This is a genomic window from Gammaproteobacteria bacterium, assembly GCA_013214945.1.
Taxonomy (GTDB): domain Bacteria; phylum Pseudomonadota; class Gammaproteobacteria; order Enterobacterales; family Psychrobiaceae; genus Psychrobium.
The window spans coordinates 193,581-211,316 of the sequence record JABSRT010000005.1 but is presented as its reverse complement, the minus strand read 5'-3'; the positions used below and the strand labels follow the sequence as shown (position 1 = coordinate 211,316).

18 protein-coding genes and 1 riboswitch are annotated in these 17,736 nt (G+C 42.5%); of the genes, 6 read left to right on the top strand and 12 right to left on the bottom strand.

Annotated features, from left to right (window positions below; all coding sequences use genetic code 11):
• Positions 1-122 precede the first annotated feature (122 nt).
• Positions 123-1,304 (top strand): fused response regulator/phosphatase, encoded by a 1,182-nt coding sequence (locus HRU23_05310; GenBank protein ID NRA53543.1) that lies wholly within the window; start codon positions 123-125, stop codon positions 1,302-1,304.
• Between the two features lie 29 nt (positions 1,305-1,333).
• Here the strand turns inward: HRU23_05310 and HRU23_05305 are convergent, their stop codons facing one another.
• Positions 1,334-2,245: a DMT family transporter gene (locus HRU23_05305; protein ID NRA53542.1), complete on the bottom strand. Its 912-nt coding sequence runs from the start codon at positions 2,243-2,245 to the stop codon at positions 1,334-1,336.
• Positions 2,246-2,407: 162 nt separating this feature from the next.
• Here HRU23_05305 and HRU23_05300 point away from each other — a divergent pair, with 162 nt between their 5' ends.
• Entirely contained in the window at positions 2,408-3,298 is an 891-nt protein-coding gene (locus HRU23_05300; GenBank protein NRA53541.1) for a helix-turn-helix transcriptional regulator, read from the top strand.
• 26 nt (positions 3,299-3,324) lie between these two features.
• Here the strand turns inward: HRU23_05300 and HRU23_05295 are convergent, their stop codons facing one another.
• The 11 genes from HRU23_05295 to HRU23_05245 form a co-directional block, all read right to left on the bottom strand.
• Positions 3,325-4,122, bottom strand: coding sequence for an ATP-binding cassette domain-containing protein (locus HRU23_05295; protein ID NRA53540.1), 798 nt, complete (start codon positions 4,120-4,122; stop codon positions 3,325-3,327).
• On the bottom strand, positions 4,122-4,793 hold the full coding sequence (modB, locus tag HRU23_05290) for a molybdate ABC transporter permease subunit (GenBank protein NRA53539.1): 672 nt from the start codon (positions 4,791-4,793) through the stop codon (positions 4,122-4,124). The genes HRU23_05295 and modB overlap by 1 nt, the downstream gene beginning before the upstream one ends.
• Positions 4,780-5,544 (bottom strand): molybdate ABC transporter substrate-binding protein, encoded by a 765-nt coding sequence (gene modA, locus HRU23_05285; protein NRA53538.1) that lies wholly within the window; start codon positions 5,542-5,544, stop codon positions 4,780-4,782. Before modA ends, modB begins: the two co-directional genes overlap by 14 nt.
• The gene (gene moaE / locus HRU23_05280) at positions 5,541-6,011 is read right to left on the bottom strand and encodes a molybdopterin synthase catalytic subunit MoaE (protein ID NRA53537.1); all 471 of its coding nucleotides are present in this window, start codon (positions 6,009-6,011) and stop codon (positions 5,541-5,543) included. The genes modA and moaE overlap by 4 nt, the downstream gene beginning before the upstream one ends.
• A gap of 3 nt (positions 6,012-6,014) precedes the next feature.
• Positions 6,015-6,266, bottom strand: coding sequence for a molybdopterin synthase sulfur carrier subunit (gene moaD, locus HRU23_05275; GenBank protein ID NRA53536.1), 252 nt, complete (start codon positions 6,264-6,266; stop codon positions 6,015-6,017).
• Positions 6,267-6,274: 8 nt separating this feature from the next.
• Complete coding sequence (gene moaC / locus HRU23_05270; protein ID NRA53535.1) at positions 6,275-6,760, bottom strand: cyclic pyranopterin monophosphate synthase MoaC; 486 nt, start codon at positions 6,758-6,760, stop codon at positions 6,275-6,277.
• Positions 6,761-6,762: 2 nt separating this feature from the next.
• Entirely contained in the window at positions 6,763-7,281 is a 519-nt protein-coding gene (moaB, locus tag HRU23_05265) for a molybdenum cofactor biosynthesis protein B (protein ID NRA53534.1), read from the bottom strand.
• 1 nt (position 7,282) lies between these two features.
• Positions 7,283-7,894: a molybdenum cofactor guanylyltransferase gene (locus tag HRU23_05260; protein ID NRA53533.1), complete on the bottom strand. Its 612-nt coding sequence runs from the start codon at positions 7,892-7,894 to the stop codon at positions 7,283-7,285.
• On the bottom strand, positions 7,891-8,406 hold the full coding sequence (gene napF, locus HRU23_05255) for a ferredoxin-type protein NapF (GenBank protein NRA53532.1): 516 nt from the start codon (positions 8,404-8,406) through the stop codon (positions 7,891-7,893). Before napF ends, HRU23_05260 begins: the two co-directional genes overlap by 4 nt.
• A gap of 279 nt (positions 8,407-8,685) precedes the next feature.
• Positions 8,686-9,663, bottom strand: coding sequence for a GTP 3',8-cyclase MoaA (gene moaA / locus HRU23_05250; protein ID NRA53531.1), 978 nt, complete (start codon positions 9,661-9,663; stop codon positions 8,686-8,688).
• Positions 9,654-9,793, bottom strand: a riboswitch (molybdenum cofactor riboswitch). (Overlaps the previous gene by 10 nt.)
• Before the next feature lie 110 nt (positions 9,794-9,903).
• The gene (locus HRU23_05245; GenBank protein ID NRA53530.1) at positions 9,904-10,491 is read right to left on the bottom strand and encodes a TetR/AcrR family transcriptional regulator; all 588 of its coding nucleotides are present in this window, start codon (positions 10,489-10,491) and stop codon (positions 9,904-9,906) included.
• Between the two features lie 164 nt (positions 10,492-10,655).
• Here HRU23_05245 and hemN point away from each other — a divergent pair, with 164 nt between their 5' ends.
• From hemN to ccoG, 4 genes are all read left to right on the top strand, one after another.
• Complete coding sequence (gene hemN, locus HRU23_05240) at positions 10,656-12,026, top strand: oxygen-independent coproporphyrinogen III oxidase (GenBank protein NRA53529.1); 1,371 nt, start codon at positions 10,656-10,658, stop codon at positions 12,024-12,026.
• A 381-nt stretch (positions 12,027-12,407) separates the two neighbouring features.
• Positions 12,408-14,438 (top strand): sulfatase-like hydrolase/transferase, encoded by a 2,031-nt coding sequence (locus tag HRU23_05235; protein ID NRA53528.1) that lies wholly within the window; start codon positions 12,408-12,410, stop codon positions 14,436-14,438.
• 44 nt (positions 14,439-14,482) lie between these two features.
• Positions 14,483-15,910 carry a sigma 54-interacting transcriptional regulator gene (locus HRU23_05230; protein ID NRA53527.1) on the top strand — a complete coding sequence of 476 codons (1,428 nt, stop codon included), beginning with the start codon at positions 14,483-14,485 and terminating at the stop codon, positions 15,908-15,910.
• A gap of 178 nt (positions 15,911-16,088) precedes the next feature.
• Positions 16,089-17,471 (top strand): cytochrome c oxidase accessory protein CcoG, encoded by a 1,383-nt coding sequence (ccoG, locus tag HRU23_05225; protein NRA53526.1) that lies wholly within the window; start codon positions 16,089-16,091, stop codon positions 17,469-17,471.
• Positions 17,472-17,736 lie beyond the last annotated feature (265 nt).

Here is a 17,736-nt window from a genome sequence, read left to right as displayed (position 1 = left end):
ATTAATAACTAAATGCCAGTTTTTAAAATTAACTGGCATTTATGTTCGCAATGGCTTTACTTTTATCTCGTTCGTTGTAACTTACTAATAAATTACTATTGCTGTGCAAGGACGCCACAGAAATGCCAGATACTATGACACTGGAACCTGTCACCAGAGAGCAGTTTACTAAAACAAGTAAACTACTGATTATCGAAGACAATCGATTTGAACGTTTGGTGTTAAGACATATATTAGAAACCACGGGGTTTATTTATATTGATGAAGCGGTTAATGGCGTTGAAGGTTTCGAGAAAATTCAAAATAACCAACCCGACCTGATCATTCTTGATATTGAAATGCCAGAAATGAATGGCATTGAATTTTGTAAAAGAATAAGTTCAAATCCAGCCCTAAAACACATCCCTATTATTACCCAAACCGGGCGTAATCGCAGCGAAGACAAACAACAAATTTTTGCCGCTGGCGCTTGTGACTATGTCGCTAAACCTATTGATCAAGCCGAGTTTATTGCCCGGATTTTTTCACACCTTGAACGCACCCGATGGCATGCCGAGTTGGCTCAGTTTCACAGTCGAGTCCAAGACGAATTGGCAATGGCTTCGCAAACACAAAAGATCTTAATCCCGTCGGCCACGGTACTGAGTAAGGTTAAAGACCGATACAACATTGATATTAGACACCATGAACTCACCTGCTCTGAACTTGGTGGTGATTTTTGGGGAATTCATCAGTTGTCCGATCATCAATTAATTGTTTACCTGATTGATTTTTCTGGTCATGGCATTAATGCCGCATTAAATACCTTTAGATTACACACCTTAATGCAGCAATTTTACGAACAATATGACGATCCCGGGGAGTTTTTATCTCAGCTTAACAATGAATTAGCCGCACTACTGCCCACTGGACAGTTTTGTACCGTGTTTTACGGCATTATTAATACCCAAGATCATAGTTTGACTTATGCGACGGCTAGTTGCCCTGCACCATTGGTGTTTCGTCATAATGGCAGTGCTGAAATAATTGATGGCAGCGGTTTTTTATTTGGCACAATTAAAGGTATTAAATACCAAACTCATACTATAGATTTTGCGCCAGGTGACACGTTATTACTCTATAGTGACGCGTTAACTGAGTCACCCGATGTTACGGGTAACTTAATCGATGAAGAGCAAATCATTGGCTACTTCGCCCATGATCATGCAGCAGGTTTTGATAAATTATTAGCCACTATTAACACGCAATACAAGCGTCCTTGGCCGGATGATTTAACCCTGACCAGTTTTTACTTTTCAGCTTAACAGATCACAGCCAATGGCATTTATAGTGATTAAGTCTCGGTTTGCTGTTTGTTTGTCATAATGGCAGCTAACAGCGGCTTTTTACGTTGAATTAATACATTACCAGCAATTACTAGGAGCAAACCAAAGGTTGAATTTATCGTCCACTGGTAGCCCTCATAGAGCGTCGAAGCCGATAATGCGATTATTGGAGTAATGACCAATAAATAAGCGGCATTGTTAGCCCCTAATCGGTCAACTAAAATCAGGTAAACCGTAAAACCAATCACCGAGGCTGGCGCCGCTAAATAAAGCAAACCGCCGATATAATGTAAGCTCGGATCGAAGTTAAAACTTAAGCCTTTGATTAAAATTAATCCGAACAGTGCAATGCAGCCATAAAGCATCGCATAACTGGTGGCAGTAAAAGGTTCAATCGCTTGGCGACTGTTGTGAATACTAATCATATTACCGATAGAAAAAAACCAAGTACCAGCCAGTGCATACAACAGACCAATCAACACATCTTGTGACCATTGAGTCGCGACTAAATCAGTGGCAAATAATAACGATAGGCCACTAAGGCCCACCACAGCACCGAGCCAGAAATTTGCGCTGGTAGGCGTTTTATAAAATAAGCGGCCATGAATGGCATTAAATATTGGCGCGGTCGCCATGACTACGGCCACTAAACCACTGGCAATGTAAGAAGTCGCGCTATAAAAGGCAATAAAATTACAACAAAACAAGCAGAGTCCCTGCAAGGCAAAGAATTTGTGATGAGATACTTTGGTGTTTTGTAACTTATTAAATAATTTGCCAATAATAAACATTAAACTGGCAGCAATCGCAAAACGATAAAAAATTGATACTTCCATCGCGACATCGCCTTGCTGCCACTTAATTGCGATCCACGAAAATCCCCAAACAAAAATCATTAATAAATACAGTAGTGCCGACATAGTAGCCTCTAAATAAACAGTTCTAAGTTGGTTGGCATTATCGGCTCAATAACGGCAGCAAGCTGTCACGATATTTGGCTAATTAACACAATATTGCGGTTACTATTTCAATAGGCGAGTGATTAGGTTGAGCTGTTGCAGATTTATCGTTAGGCTGGGCAAATGAATAAACCAGCTTCACATGTCAGCTTTGAGTTATCGAATAAACTTTGTTTTCGCCAGCGAGCGTTAACGAAGGGTTTACGCTGGGCGCATTATCAAAACGAACAAGACCGCTTATTTTATATCAACGACCAACAGCATACGCTGAGCATGTATATTGAAGGTGGCTTTCAAACTCATCGCACCGACATTCAATCGGTGTATGGTGCACCAGGACGTTTTTGTTTAATGCCCAAAGGCAGTGAAAGTCGGTGGCAGCTTGGTGAACCACAACAATTTATGCACCTATATTTTGACGATAATCATCTTAAGCAATTGGCATTACGGGTGTTTGATCTTGATCCTCGATTGATACAATTGCCAGAATTAACCTTTAGCGAGCACCCAGCACTTGAGGCTTTAGTGCGTCACACCATGTCGAGTATCAATTGGGATAGCAGCGACAGTCAATTAATGATGGAGCAGGTCACCGACACCATTTTGGTAACCTTGTTGCAAAATACCAGTATTACTAAACAGCTGCGTTTGGTTAAAGGCGGTTTGGCGCCGCGCGTAACCCAGCTTATCTGCGACTTTATCCAGGCTAATTATCAGCGTCAGATATATTTACACGAACTCGCAGAGTTGGCGCAGCTGAGTGAATATCATTTTTGTCGAATGTTCAAACAAAGCATGGCGCAAACGCCACAGCAATATTTAACCGAAGTTAGGGTTGAGCGGGTTAAACACCTATTGGGAGCAAGCCAGCAGGGGTTAGCTGAAATCGCCTTGGCCTGTGGTTTTTCAAATCAGAGCCACATGGGGCGTTACTTTAAGCAGCTGGTTGGCATTTCACCGAGCGGTTACCGCCGACAGATTTTCCCGTCCATTATTCGTAGTAACTGTAGCTAACAACACTATAACGAGCGACGGAGGTATTACGAACGATGTTTAAGCAAATAAACTTCGGTTTGCACGCTTAAATTGGCCAGCTCTTCGTCTGATAACTCAATGGTTAGGGTATTCGTTTGATGATTGATCTCGCGAATTAATCCATGCTGGCCTAAATAGCCATGATCTTTTAATAAACGTTGGGCCGGGCCAAAGTCGATCATCTCGCCGTGCTCTAACATCAATAACTGATCACATAATTGCGAAATCTCGCGAGCACTGTGGCTAACATAGATCATTGGCAAATGATGTTGCTCGCTAAAATCTTTTATTAAGCCCATCAGTTGCTCCTTAGCTGGCATATCTAGCGCCGAGAGGGGCTCATCTAGCAATAATAACTGCGGTTGTGCAACCAAGCTGCGAATAATAGCAACCCGTTGCTGTTGGCCCGATGACAGCGAATGAGCGGGTTTGGTTAATAACGCCATAATGCCAAAGTCGTCACACAGCTGCATAATATCGAGCGTCGGGTTACTCACTTGGGCTTGAACTAAGGTCAGGTTTTGAAAAACAGACAAATGCGGAAACAGTCGACTATCTTGAAATACCAAACCAACTTTACGCTGCTGTGCCTTAACTGGCCGTTTAGTGCCTAGCCATTGCTGACCGTGAAAATTAATTTGGCCGCTAACCTGAGTTTCTAATCCGGCAATGCAGCGTAATAGGGTGGTTTTACCTGAGCCAGAGTGACCAAAAACGCCACTTATGCCGGTCGCTGGAAACTGACATTTTAAATTAAGCGTAAAGTGTGGATGTTGATGGTTAATATTAATCTGTAATGACATTAGGTTTTATCTTTTTGCTGTAACAGGGTGTAAATCAGCAATAACATCACCAACGAGCTAATTAACAAACCGGCCGCCATTTGATGCGCTTGTTGATATTCCAAGGCTTCAACATGTTCGAATAGGGCGATCGCCAACACCTGAGTTTCACCGGGAATATTGCCCCCGATCATCAATACCACGCCAAATTCACCCAAGGTGTGGGCAAAACCCATGACTGCGGCGAGTAAAAAACTCCGTTTAGTCATTGGTAAAACGATGTAACGAAAACGGCGCCATTTTGACAGGCCCAACGTGGTGGCGGCTTCAAGTTCCTTGTTGCCCAGCGTCACAAAACCCGCTTGCAGCGGCTGCACCACAAAAGGCAATGAATAAATAATTGAGCCAATAAATAAGCCGGTGAAACTAAAAGCAAGGGTGGTGCCAGTAGCCGATTGCCATATCGCGCCGGGCAGGTAATTAGGCGAAAACGCCAGCAGTAAATAAAAGCCCAATACGGTTGGCGGCAGCACTAACGGTAAGGCAACTAAGGCTTCAAAAAAAGGCCGTAATCGTGACTGGCTTTTCGCTAGCCACCAAGCAATACAAGGCCCGATCACCAATAAAAATGCCGTGGTTAAAAATGCCAGTTTGAGGGTTAGCAGCAGGGCGGTTAAATCAGCTGACATCATCAGGCTCAAGTAAATAACCGGCATTTAAAATAGCGGTGGCGCTGTGGTTTTTTATAAAGCTAATTAGCTGACGAGCCAGCGCAACATTGTTGCTGCTACTAAGGATTACACCTTGCTGAATAATTTTAGGATATTGCTCAGCGGGTAACAAACTAAAGTGATTGGTCACCCCAGCATTAATTAGTTGTGAATAAGAGACAATGCCAGATTGAGCATTGCCCGACTCGACAAACTGAAAAGTTTGTACCACATTGTTACCACGCACAAGTTTGCTTTTTACCTGATCTAACAATTGTCTGTTTTTAATGTAGGTATATGCTGATTTGCCATACGGAGCTAATCTTGGGTTGGCGATTGCTAACTTACCTTGCTGTGATGATATGAATGAGTCAATGTTGTGCTGTTGTGGTAAGTACTGAGCCGGTGCCCAAAATGCCAATTGGCCAAGCGCATAAGTAAATAAGGAATCGGCCAAAGCTAAGTGTTGTTTTACTAATAGTTGTGGTCGTTCACTGTCGGCCGACAAAAACAAATCATAAGGCGCGCCATGAGATATCTGACTAAACAAGGTGCCAGACGAGGCGACAATAACGGTGATTCTATCGGGACTTTGCCGTTCAAAATCTTTAACAATGGCATCGATAGTGGTCTTGAAATTAGCCGCTACTGCCAGTTTTAGTTCGGCTGATTGAACGTTTGAATGGCTAATAAAAAGTAACAAAAAAATCGTTGGTAAAAGACGGTTTATCATTGCTCGTGCTCCGGCTGCCAACGAGTCGCTGCCGCCTGATCTGTTTCGCGCGCATCAACCCAAACCAATCCCTGATCCGTTTGTTCTTTTTTCCAAAAAGGTGCTTTAATTTTTAAGTAATCGATTAAAAATTCACAGGCTTCAAACGCCGCTTTACGGTGAGCACTCGTCACACCAATATAAACAATTTGGTCGCCCGGTTGCAGCTGACCAACTCGGTGAATAATAATTGGCTCGCCAATTGGCCAGCGTGATTTCGCTTGTTGTATTATCGCCGCTAAAGACTTTTCGGTCATGCCCGGATAATGCTCTAACGACATGGCCGCAACGTGCTGCTGTTGGTTAAAATCACGGACCTTACCAACAAAAGTAACAATGGCGCCGTAACCATGAGGATTAAGCTGATCGTTGTTGAGTTGCTGGTAAAGCGCACCAATGTCGAAATCTTGAGTTTGCACACTGATCATCAGTTAACCGCCAGTGACCGGTGGAAAAAAGGCCACTTCGTCGCCGTCTTTTATTACGACATCCCAGCTGCTCATTTCTTGATTGACCGCCACCAGTAACTTATCGCGTTGCAATGCCAAATCCCACTTGTCTGCGGTAGCGGCTAATTGATGGCGAATGGTTTCGATATTGCTCAGCGCTGGAGAAAACTCAAGCTCGAGGCCATCGCAACCAACGAGTTCGCGGGTTTGGGCAAAAAATAAAATTTTTAACATCGTTATTCCTAATTATCGGCCTGATGGCACCAGTCGCCCGACTTGCCGCCGGTTTTGGTTAATAACTTAACCTGTTCGATCACCATATCTTTCTGGATCGCTTTGCACATATCGTAAATGGTCAATGCAGCTGCGGTCGCGGCGGTTAACGCTTCCATCTCGACCCCCGTTTTTCCCGAAAGTTTACATCGGGTTAAAATTCGAACCTGATTAAGCTCTGGTTCGGCAATCAAATCGACTTCTACCTTAGTTAACATCAGTGGGTGGCACAAGGGAATAATGTCAGAGGTTTTTTTCGCGGCCATAATGCCAGCTAAACGCGCGGTCGCGAAGACGTCGCCTTTATGGTGATCGCCCTTAATAATCATCGCTAATGTTTGATCGGACATCTTAATGACAGCTTGAGCGCGTGCTTCTCGTTCGGTCACCGCTTTGGTTGTTACATCAACCATGTGGGCTTCGCCATTGGCATTAAGGTGGGTTAAATTCGCCATGTTTATACCTGCTTTACATGCGCGGCGAAATTACACGGCGTGTGGCGAATATCGAGTTGTTCTAGCAATATTCCATCCCAGCCAGTACGGCAAGCACCTGTTGAACCTGGCAAGCAAAAAATTCCAGTGCCATTGGCAAAGCCACCAAAGGCGCGAGATTGCACGGTTGATGTACCAATTTCGGTATATGAAATATGGCGAAATAACTCACCAAAACCTTCTATTTCACGATCTAACAATACCTTGATCGCCTCTGGTGTGCGGTCGCGCTTGGTAAACCCGGTGCCCCCAGTACAAATGATTACCTGAATTTGTTCACTGGCAACCCATTGAGAAATAACGGCTCTAATTTTATAAACATCATCGATTACAATTTGCTTATCACTTAGTGTATGACCAGCGGTCATTAACGAATCTGCTAGAAATTTACCCGAACTATCAGTGGTTTCATCTCGGGTATCAGACACCGTTAATACGGCAATATTTAGTGGCTTAAATTCTTTTGTTGCTTGGTGTCCCATATTAACCTCGGTTGTGGTGAGTTGGCGCTTGTCCTAATAGACAGTCTTGCCATTGCTCAGGTGTATTAACATTAATAAAATTATCGGCTTGAGTTTGATCTGTGGTTATTTGATCTAGGGCCAAATTATTGATCAGTCGATAAACAGATCGTGATCTTTTGTCGTTAGTGCTTAGTTGTTGGTTGATCGTGCACACGACGGCATGATCGATCTTAATGATCATTGGAAATAAACTGTCAGCAAAATAACAGCCATTACCGCGATTTAGTTGATTAAAGAGTGGTTGCAGTAGTTGTGGGCACAAATGCGGCATATCAACAGCAACAATCACTAACCACTGGTAATCGTGAGCAAGCAGGTGCTGGAGCACCGTTAAGATACCGCCGACAGGGCCAAGATCATCAACTTGGTCTGCAATTGCATTTTGTTGCTGGCGATTGCCTTTATTGTCACCACTAATAAAAACTTCGCTGCAGCCGGCTTGACTTAAAATTCGGCTGTTACGAGTCAGCAAGCTTTCATTATTGAGTTCGAGCAACGCTTTGTCTTGACCCATTCGGCTCGACTTGCCACCGGCTAGTACTAACCCTGCAATGTTCAGGCGCTGGTTCATGATGCGGATTCTGCAATCAGGTTAATGCTAATGGCATTGGTTGGGCAAATACTGACACAGCCGCCACAGCCAGTACAATCAAGCAGCTCTATTTTTGGTTGTGATACGCCGCCAAGGCGCGGAGCAAATTTAATCGCGTAAGGTTCGCAGCTGTCTTGGCAACTTTGACAATGAACATTGTTTTGGGCCAAGCATTTATCATTAATGACGGCTTTGTAAGGCCAAGGGGTGGTGGTGGCAATGTCGGTAAATAATGGCACGTTGCAACTAACAACGCAGTCTTGGCAAAAAGTACATTCACCTAAGGCGAAATTTATTTCGGGAAAACCGCCGCTGCCCTTAACGATGATATTTTGAGGGCAGGCGTTAATACAATCATTGCAGCGGCTACAGTGGTCGGTAAAGTGTTGTTCGCTAATGCTCCAAGGCAAGCGCACCGCGGTTTGAGAAGTCAGGCTGCCTTGGGCGGCGCTAAATTTTCCTCGCAATAAATTGCGTCGTGATAATGAAATGTTTTGTGTTGTCACCGCTTAGTACACCTTAGAGCATCGCTAACCATGAATTATTACCTGCAAGCTGGTCATTGCTACAACCATCATTGTCGCGATGGGAGCAAAAATAGCGATCAGTGGCACCAAATTTAATTCTTGTTTAGCTGACTGCTTATCGTTGTTTATCATTTGAGTTACCCATAACCTATTAATTATGATGACCGTTAGCATTGGCCGTTAATGTGGTCATTGTGGCGTAATTCAAACTATTTACTTTGATCTATCTCAGCTTGGCCGAGGTTAACCACCAATCGAGGCTAAATGTGGGGTTTGCCCCGTGTTGCCTTGATGAAGGTAGTGACTGACATCTTTAGTGGCGACGGCTTCATGCAATCGACTAACCAGTTGTTGGCGCTGATCATCACGCTGTAATAAATCGCGAATATCAATGCCGTAATCACCAAACAAACATAAATGCATTTTGCCTAACGAACTTACCCGTAAGCGATTGCAGGTAGCACAAAAATCTTGTGAGTAAGGCATGATTAAGCCGAGTTGCCCTTGGTAATCTGGGTGGCTATAAACTTGAGCTGGACCGGCGTCTTTGGCATTTTCATTGAGTTGCCAATTGTTTGCTTCAAGGCGTTGTTTGATGTGTTCGCCTGAATAATGGTGTTTTTGATAAAAACTATTGGTATCGCCACATTCCATTAATTCAATAAAGCGCATTTCAACGGGTCGTTGTTTGATAAAATCTAAAAACAGCCCTAATTCATGATCATTAAAATTCTTAATTAGTACGGAATTAATTTTTATTTTGTCAAAGCCAACTTCTAGTGCCTTGTCGATGCCGCGCATCACGTCATCAAAGCGGTTAACCCCAGTAATTTTATTAAAGGAATTAGCATTAAGGCTATCGACACTAATGTTGATTTGGTTGAGGCCGGCATCAAACCATTGCTGAGCTTTTTTAGCCAGATTATAACCGTTGGTGGTCATGGCTATTTTTTGGATTTGCGGGGTCGCGGCAATGGTTTCGATTATTTGAGTTAAATCTTTACGTAATGCCGGTTCACCACCGGTGATCCGAACTTTTTGGGTGCCAACTTGGGCGAAAGCTTCAACCGTGCGGCGAATTTCATCGAGCGAGATAAAACAATTTTTTTTGGTGTGCTGATAACCGTCGGGCAAGCAGTATTCACACTTAAAATTGCACACGTCGGTAATGGATAATCGCAAATAGTAAAATTTGCGACCAAAGGAGTCACTTAACTGCATATTTAGACCTTTCCAAATGTGGGAGGCAGCTATATTTCTATCAACTACCCTGGCGATTCTAAGATCACGGCGTTAGCGCCATATTCCCGCAGTGGAAACTTAGGCCGAAAACGCTTCGGTTTATATGCTTTACATCATGCCATAAATAAAAAAAATAGTAAGGATGAAATTTGACCTGTATCAAAGGCGCTCAAATTAGTTTAAATAAAGAATAAAATTGTAGTTTTTCAGGTGGTTATGTTAACCAGAAAAATAACCTTTCCATAATCTGGCGAGCGCTGGCGTTATTTCTGATCCAAACAATTGATCTTGATGACGAGTTTGTTGCCAAACTCCCAGCATTAACGCATGGCTGTTGCTCATTAAGTTTAGCGCCAACGAAGTACTTAATACCGGATATTTCAGACTAAGCAGCTCGGCTAGTTTAACTAATTCAGCTTGAAACCACTGTCGGTACGTCGCGATAAATTCATCGTCTACCGCAGGTTCCAGCGTACTGGATGACAACGCGGCTAAATTTAAAAAAACATCATCACTGGTTGGACGAGCAAAACAATTAATTAACTCGGATAATTGATGAGTTCCAGTTAGGGTTTGCTCGATATGGTCAAACCACTGCTGATATTTTTGCTGCAGCAAGCTTAAAAATAGCGACTCTTTACAAGAAAAATATAAATAGATAGTGCCTTTGGCTTGGCCGCTATTTTTGGCGATGGTGGCGACGGTCGGTAAATGTTGTTCTTGTTGAAATAATGCGGCGGCGACATCGATAATCGCTTGATGTTTTTGTTGCTTATCTGCCTTGGTTTTAGCTTTTGCTGATGTCATCAGACCAACCTATATAATTAATTACCTAAATAGTGCTACGAAACCGCTCAATTATCAACAAACAAGCTGTGCTCGCGACCTTAACTTGCTATCGATCAAAGTTTATTGGGCTTAGTTGGTCAATAATATCGAATTAAGTAGCAAAGTTCGCGGGAGAACACTCAATGCAAAAGAAAATTCAATGGGATCAAGCGCTGATTGAAAAGTACAATTACAGTGGTCCGCGTTACACCTCATATCCAACCGCGTTGGAGTTCGATGATTCCTTTGCCATTGATAACCTAGTAACGGCAATAGACGGCAGCTCCAGTGAAAAGTTGTCGCTATATATCCACATCCCGTTTTGTCACATGCTGTGTTACTACTGTGGCTGCAATAAAATAATTACCCGCCATCGGCACAAGGCCGATCAGTATTTAGAATATTTAGCGCGTGAAATAAAGCAGCGAGCAAAATTATTTAAACACCAAACCGTCACGCAAATGCATTGGGGCGGCGGTACGCCAACATTTTTAAACAAACAACAAATTTCAGCATTGGTCGCGTTATTAAAAAGCGAATTTAACTTTGCCGCCGAGGGTGAGTTTAGTATAGAAATTGATCCGCGAGAAATTGAATTAGATACCCTAGATCACTTGCGCCAAGAAGGTTTTAATCGGATTAGCCTCGGGGTGCAAGACTTTAATAAAGAAGTGCAACAAGCGGTTAACCGTGAACAATCTGAAGAATTTATTTTTGCGATGATTGAACGGGCCCGCGAATTAGGATTTGTCTCGACCAGCATTGATTTAATTTATGGCTTGCCGCTCCAGACACCAGAGAGCTTTACTAAAACGATTGAGCGGGTGATTGAGTTATCACCGGATCGTTTGTCGGTGTTTAACTATGCCCATATGCCAGCGATATTTGCGGCTCAGCGCAAATTAAAAGACAGCGACATGCCTAGCCCACGTGACAAGCTGCAAATTTTAGAAAATACCATTAACCAGTTAGTGGCGGCTGGTTATCAATACATTGGCATGGATCACTTTGCCAAACCCGATGACGAATTAGCTATTTTGCAAAATAAGGGCGAACTGCATCGAAATTTCCAAGGTTATACGACCCAACAAGAGTGTGACTTATTGGGATTAGGCGTGTCGGCAATTAGCCAAATTGGCAACTGTTATGCCCAAAACCAAAAAGATATTAAGCACTATTACAGCGATATCGATCGCCAAGAACACGCGTTATGGAAAGGTGTTAGCCTTAATCAAGATGATTTTATTCGCCGCAAAGTCATTAAACAGCTTATTTGTCATTTTGAATTAGACTTTGCCAGCATTGAAGCGATGTGGGATCTGAACTTTGAACAATACTTTGCCCAAGATCTGCAGTTGCTGCAAACGTTCATTGATGACCAATTGGTTACCTATCAAAACCGCACACTAACCGTTACCGCCAAAGGTGAATTGCTCATCCGTAATATCTGCATGTGTTTTGATGTTTATTTACGAGACCGAGCGCGGCAACAGCAGTTTTCCCGCGTGATTTAATTGCCTAACTAGCTCTAAACTTATATGCCCAAGTGAGCTGATTGGCTCTGTTTTACTAAGATGTCGGGCCATGTTGTATCACTGTGTCGTCATTCGTACAGTAAGTCGCCGTAAACCCATTACTACTCGGCGGACTTCCAGATGCTAATGGCATCAGGATTTAGCCTTCGTTTGAGGCGCAGAGCAGCATCTCGGCAATAGCTCCTGCATTGTTCTTATAATATTTAATCAAGCGCTAGCCAAGGATAATAGCGGTGATAAATGATGCTTAAATTCGCGCTCTAAAATATATCTGACTGGTCATTTCATAAAAAAAAACTCTGCTATAGTAAATGGAGCAAAACATGCCATTGGAATAAATATAACTACGGATAGTTAACAATGATCATAAATAAACTTCGTGTTTCATCGCTCTTACTTACAGTCACTATTTTTCTTTGCTCGGTTGCCGAATTAATATTATTAGAAATAAAGTACCAAATGTTTTCTGGTGGCTTCTTACAATCGCATCAATTAATTGGCGCAATTGAGGTGGTACTTTTCTGTGTTTTGTTACTCGCTTATAACAGTGTTATTTATGGGACAGGTTACATTATTTTTAAGCTGATTTTGGGTAGATTTCAAAAAAATGATAGTTTAATCGCCTTTCACTTTATGATGACGGCGGGCATCATAACCGCTTCAGCCTTAGTTATTCAGTTTCAACTCCACAAATACTTTTCTGATGCGATGAATTTAATTTTGATTAAAAATATTGCCGGTGGAGAACTACAAAATGCCTTAATGTACGTGATGGAAGAGTTTGTATTGCTGCTGATTGGCTGTGCGGTTTTATTCATTTTGTATATCGCAATTTATGCTGTGGTTAAAGGTCGTTTGTTAAGATGGGCTGCCGCAGAGCAAGCCGTAATAGCTAAATCTAAACAATATTATAGCGCTCAGGTGTTGGTGGTGTTCGTTATTACAATCTGCAGCACCTTACTTGTTAATCAATATCAAGATGTCCGCTACAACTTAAATAAAAGCAACGCGTTTTCTCTGATTGTTGCCAGCTTAGATAAGCTAAGTGATATTGACGGTGATGGTTTTGGTAGTTTTTCTTACCCGATTGATTTTTCAATTTTTAACGCAAATAATTACCCTGGTGCGTTAGATATTCCAGGCAATGGCATCGATGAAGATAATTTGTTCGGAGACTTTAAGGTCACGAACACTGCAGCTGAGATAACTAGCGCAACTAAGTTTGACAAGCACCAGTTTGCAGCTCCACTTAAACATATCATGATTATTGTGATGGAAAGTGCTCGAGCTGACGTCATAGGAAAACGGATTAATGGTAAGTTAGTTGCCCCTAATTTAATGAAGATAAAACAGCAGGGTAAATCTTTTCAGCAAGCTTATAGCCACACGGGTTACACCGCATCATCTCTTGGCAGTTTGTTCTCTGGCCGGATCGGTAAAATTAAGCCGGAGCAATCACTTTATCCCATTTTAGACGCTAATGGATTCCAGCTAGCTGTGTTCTCAGGTCAGGATGAAACATGGGGCAGGCTCGATAAGAAACTTGGCACTAAAAAGTATGCCGATTACTTTTATGATGCCCAGACCGGGGTCGACCTGCGAGTTTTTCCATCCCGTTTACCTAGCAGCATAAAATTAAGTGAAGAAACATTATGGCAGCAGTTTAAAGGCTATTCTGATGGGCTCGACTGGCAACAACCGCAGTATATTTACTTTAATATGCAAGCGGGTCACTTTCCTTATTATCATTCAAAAATGAAAACAGAGTTTGTTGCAGCAGGGATCCCACGATCAAAAATTAGCATTGAAAATAAAGATTGGCTCCATCGCACGTATTGGAACGCGATGAATCATGCGGATAACTATATTGGCGAGATAATAAACGAATTAAAAAGTAAAGGGCAATGGGACAATACCTTACTTATTATTACCGGCGATCACGGCGAGGAGTTGTTTGATAATAATCACCTCGGGCATGGTTTTTATATGAGTGAGCAGCAAACAAAAATTCCATTTTTAACCAATCAAAAAGATTTTGATATAGCTGAACCTTTTGGTCTGTCAGAGGTTAAAAATCATATTTTAAATTTCGTTTTTGGTCAGAAAAAAACAACTAAGGATCAAACCGATGAAAATAAGTTTGTGTTTCAACTTATTGGGCCGTTAAACAACCCTAACCGAATTGGTTTACGCTATGGCGGTTCACAGCAAATAATTTTCGACCTGCGCAATATGCAAGTGATGCCCCTAGGCAGTCGTCGCTGGTTGACGTTACAAGCTGCGATGGCAAACGATGACATTAAAGCGCAGCTTAAAACATTAGTGCTGCATTGGGAAAATTTAAGATGGCAGAGTCACCTCGTATCAAATAAACCAACTGTTAACAGTTAATTATTTAAGCTAACATAAAGCCTCGATATATCGTGGGCATTGCAATGACGACCAATATAAAACAATACTTAGCTAATTCTGAGTTACTGCTCAATGCCGTAGGTGAAGGTATTTATGGATTTGATCTCAACGGCGATGCTGTTTTTATTAATCCGGCAGCCGAGCAAATGACCGGCTGGTTATCATCGGAATTGCTAGGTCATAACATTCATCAATATCATCATCATAGTCACGCTGATGGTTCTGATTATCCTGCCTGTGACTGCAAAATTTATGGCACCTTGTTAGACGGCATCAGCCGCCAGGTCAAAGGCGAAGTCTTTTGGCGCAAAGACGGCAGTTATTTCCCGGTTGAATATACCACCACCCCAGTTTATCGAAACAAACAGATTATTGGCGTAGTCGCCGTGTTTCGCGATGTCAGCGAGCAAGTCGCCACGGAGCAATCATTGCGTGAAGCATTGACTCGAGTTGGCCAATTAACCGAGCAGTTAAAAGCAGAAAACACCTACTTACAGGCCGAATTGCAGCAGCAGTGGTCGATTGACGGTTTAGTGGGGCACAGTCAAGTCTTTAAACAAATGACCCAGCAGCTGGAATTAGTCGCAGCCACCGACAGTACGGTCTTGATATTAGGGGAAAGTGGCACTGGCAAAGAGCTGGTGGCCAGAAATCTTCATCGCTTAAGTTCGCGTGCTCATTCGGCGATGGTTAAAGTTAATTGCGCCGCCTTTAGTGCTAGTTTGCTCGAATCTGAATTATTTGGTCATGAGAAGGGATCGTTTACTGGCGCGACTGAAAGGCGTAAAGGGCGGTTTGAACTGGCTAATCACAGTACTTTGTTTCTTGATGAGATCGGCGAACTGTCGCTGGAGGCGCAAAGCAAGTTACTGCGGGTATTGCAAGAGCACGAATTTGAGCGTGTCGGCGGCAGCACCACCATTAAAGTTGATATTAGGATCATTGCTGCAACCAACCGTAATTTGATGCAAATGGTCCAACAGGGACTGTTTCGGATGGACCTCTATTACCGGCTTAATGTTTTTCCAATTGAGTTGCCGCCACTGCGCCAACGTCAGCAAGATTTGGCGTCACTGTGTCAGGTGATAATCGAAAAGCTTAATAAAAAGCTTGGAAAACAGATAACTGCGATTAGCAATAAAACCTTAGCAACGTTTAAGCAATATAGCTGGCCGGGTAATATCCGCGAGCTGCAAAACGTGTTGGAGCGCGAGGTTATCTTGGCCAGTGGTCATATTTTAGAACTAAAACAAAATTTGCTCGATCATCAACTGGTCAAAAAGCCACAGTTATTAAACTTGGCCCAAGTCGAAAAAGATCACATTACTAAGGTATTGCAGCACTGCCAGTGGCGTATTGGTGGCCAAGACGGTGCCGCTATTATTTTAGGGATGCCTGACAGCACTTTGCGCTCGCGCATGAATAAATTACAGATTAAACGGCCTGTTTAATATTAATTAAATCATGAAAGCTAAGCCACGATATATCGAGTATAGGTGAAATATCGTGGCCTGGTTGACGCTGAGTCAAATATTAATTCGTTATTTTTCATTGCATTAAGGTGTTTGTCGGTTTGGTTCGATTATTGCTATCTAAGGGGGAGCATTAATCCAACGACAGATAAAAACCATGACAATCGAGATAAACCCGAAAGATCTTATAATTACCCCCAAATCAACCGATGGCACCATTTATGTGCGACAACAGCACGGTTACTTTCAGCGTTTAAGGCGTTATATCGGCGGCTTTTTAATGTTGCTGTTTATTGCGCTGCCATGGCTGACGATTAATGGCAAACCTGCAATTTTGCTCGACCTTGATTTGTTACAGTTTCATGTGTTTGGCATGACCTTATTTCCGCAAGATTTTACCCTGATCGCAGGCATGTTTATGGTTGCCGCTTTTATTTTGTTTTTTATGACGAGTTGGTTAGGGCGGGTCTGGTGCGGTTTTTTATGCCCACAAACCGTTTGGATGTTTGGCTTTGTCTGGATCGAAGAAAAAATCGAAGGCAGCCGCAACCAAAGAATTAAACTCGACCAGCAGCCATGGTCACTCAATAAGTTGAGAAAAAAAATCCTAAAACATAGCGCGTGGCTGCTGGTGGCTTTTTTTAGTGCCACCACTTTTGTTTCTTATTTTATCCCAGTGATCGAGTTATATCGCACCATGGCGCAGTTGCAATGGTCTGGTTCAATCAGTTTTTGGGTCGGTTTATTCACCATTTGTACTTATGGTAACGCCGGGTGGCTACGTGAAAAAATGTGTCATCACATGTGTCCTTATGCCCGTTTTCAGTCGGTGATGTTTGACCAAGAAACTTTAGTGGTCGCTTATGATGAAAATCGTGGAGAAGGGCGTGGTAGGCGCAAGCGTAAAGACGATCATAAGGCGATGGGGTTAGGCGACTGTGTTGACTGTAACTTGTGTGTCGATGTTTGTCCGGTTGGCATCGATATTCGTGATGGCCTGCAATACGAATGTATTGATTGTGGCGCTTGTGTTGATGCCTGCAACCAAACGATGGCGCAATTCAATTATGCCCCTGGCTTAATCAGTTATACCAGCGAGGCGAGGTTAGCAGGTGCTGGCGCTGGTTTTATCCGGCCTAAAATTATTGGTTATGCACTTATTTCGTTGCTGGTGGTGACTGCAATGATTGTTTCGGTCGTGCAAACAGTGCCGCTAGAAGTCGCAGTATCACGAGATCGCAATGTGTTATATCGCATTAACAATAATGACGACATTGAAAATAGTTACCAATTGAAACTACTAAATAAATCAACGACCACTATGGAGTATCAGCTTAGGGTATTAGGACTCGTTGGGATCCAAAGCAGCATTAATAAGCCAATTTCAGTTGCCGCGGGCCAATCAGTGACCGTGATAGTCACCTTAACCGCAGCCACCGATGATATAAAACAATCAGTAACTAAATTAACGTTAAGCATTACGGCAGCAGCAAACCCAGATATTAAGACCAATGCAGAAACTCGATTTTATGCAATGTAGTAATTAACTAGTACTTTAGTACCAAAATTGGCGCATGAAAGAGCGCTACTGATAGCGATACTATTATTATAATTTACACCATAACAATGGTATTGCTAAATAAGTAATCTGGAAACGCTTAAAAAATGTTAAAACATTGTGGTTATTTAGATCGTTTTGTAGTATTAAAGTATTAGTTATGTTGTTTCTTATCATGGATCGATTATCAATTGCAGGCATCTCTCGCATCGCTTTTGCTGAATTATTAACTCAGCCTCGTACAGCG

Bases quoted from the DNA above. Each gene is read 5' to 3' on its own strand.
- HRU23_05310 (NRA53543.1), top strand. From the start codon at position 123: ATGCCAGATACTATGACACTGGAACCTGTCACCAGAGAGCAGTTTACT.
- HRU23_05305 (NRA53542.1), bottom strand. From the start codon at position 2,245: ATGTCGGCACTACTGTATTTATTAATGATTTTTGTTTGGGGATTTTCG.
- HRU23_05300 (NRA53541.1), top strand. From the start codon at position 2,408: ATGAATAAACCAGCTTCACATGTCAGCTTTGAGTTATCGAATAAACTT.
- HRU23_05295 (NRA53540.1), bottom strand. From the start codon at position 4,122: ATGTCATTACAGATTAATATTAACCATCAACATCCACACTTTACGCTT.
- modB (NRA53539.1), bottom strand. From the start codon at position 4,793: ATGATGTCAGCTGATTTAACCGCCCTGCTGCTAACCCTCAAACTGGCA.
- modA (NRA53538.1), bottom strand. From the start codon at position 5,544: ATGATAAACCGTCTTTTACCAACGATTTTTTTGTTACTTTTTATTAGC.
- moaE (NRA53537.1), bottom strand. From the start codon at position 6,011: ATGATCAGTGTGCAAACTCAAGATTTCGACATTGGTGCGCTTTACCAG.
- moaD (NRA53536.1), bottom strand. From the start codon at position 6,266: ATGTTAAAAATTTTATTTTTTGCCCAAACCCGCGAACTCGTTGGTTGC.
- moaC (NRA53535.1), bottom strand. From the start codon at position 6,760: ATGGCGAATTTAACCCACCTTAATGCCAATGGCGAAGCCCACATGGTT.
- moaB (NRA53534.1), bottom strand. From the start codon at position 7,281: ATGGGACACCAAGCAACAAAAGAATTTAAGCCACTAAATATTGCCGTA.
- HRU23_05260 (NRA53533.1), bottom strand. From the start codon at position 7,894: ATGAACCAGCGCCTGAACATTGCAGGGTTAGTACTAGCCGGTGGCAAG.
- moaA (NRA53531.1), bottom strand. From the start codon at position 9,663: ATGCAGTTAAGTGACTCCTTTGGTCGCAAATTTTACTATTTGCGATTA.
- HRU23_05245 (NRA53530.1), bottom strand. From the start codon at position 10,491: ATGACATCAGCAAAAGCTAAAACCAAGGCAGATAAGCAACAAAAACAT.
- hemN (NRA53529.1), top strand. From the start codon at position 10,656: ATGCAAAAGAAAATTCAATGGGATCAAGCGCTGATTGAAAAGTACAAT.
- HRU23_05235 (NRA53528.1), top strand. From the start codon at position 12,408: ATGATCATAAATAAACTTCGTGTTTCATCGCTCTTACTTACAGTCACT.
- HRU23_05230 (NRA53527.1), top strand. From the start codon at position 14,483: ATGACGACCAATATAAAACAATACTTAGCTAATTCTGAGTTACTGCTC.
- ccoG (NRA53526.1), top strand. From the start codon at position 16,089: ATGACAATCGAGATAAACCCGAAAGATCTTATAATTACCCCCAAATCA.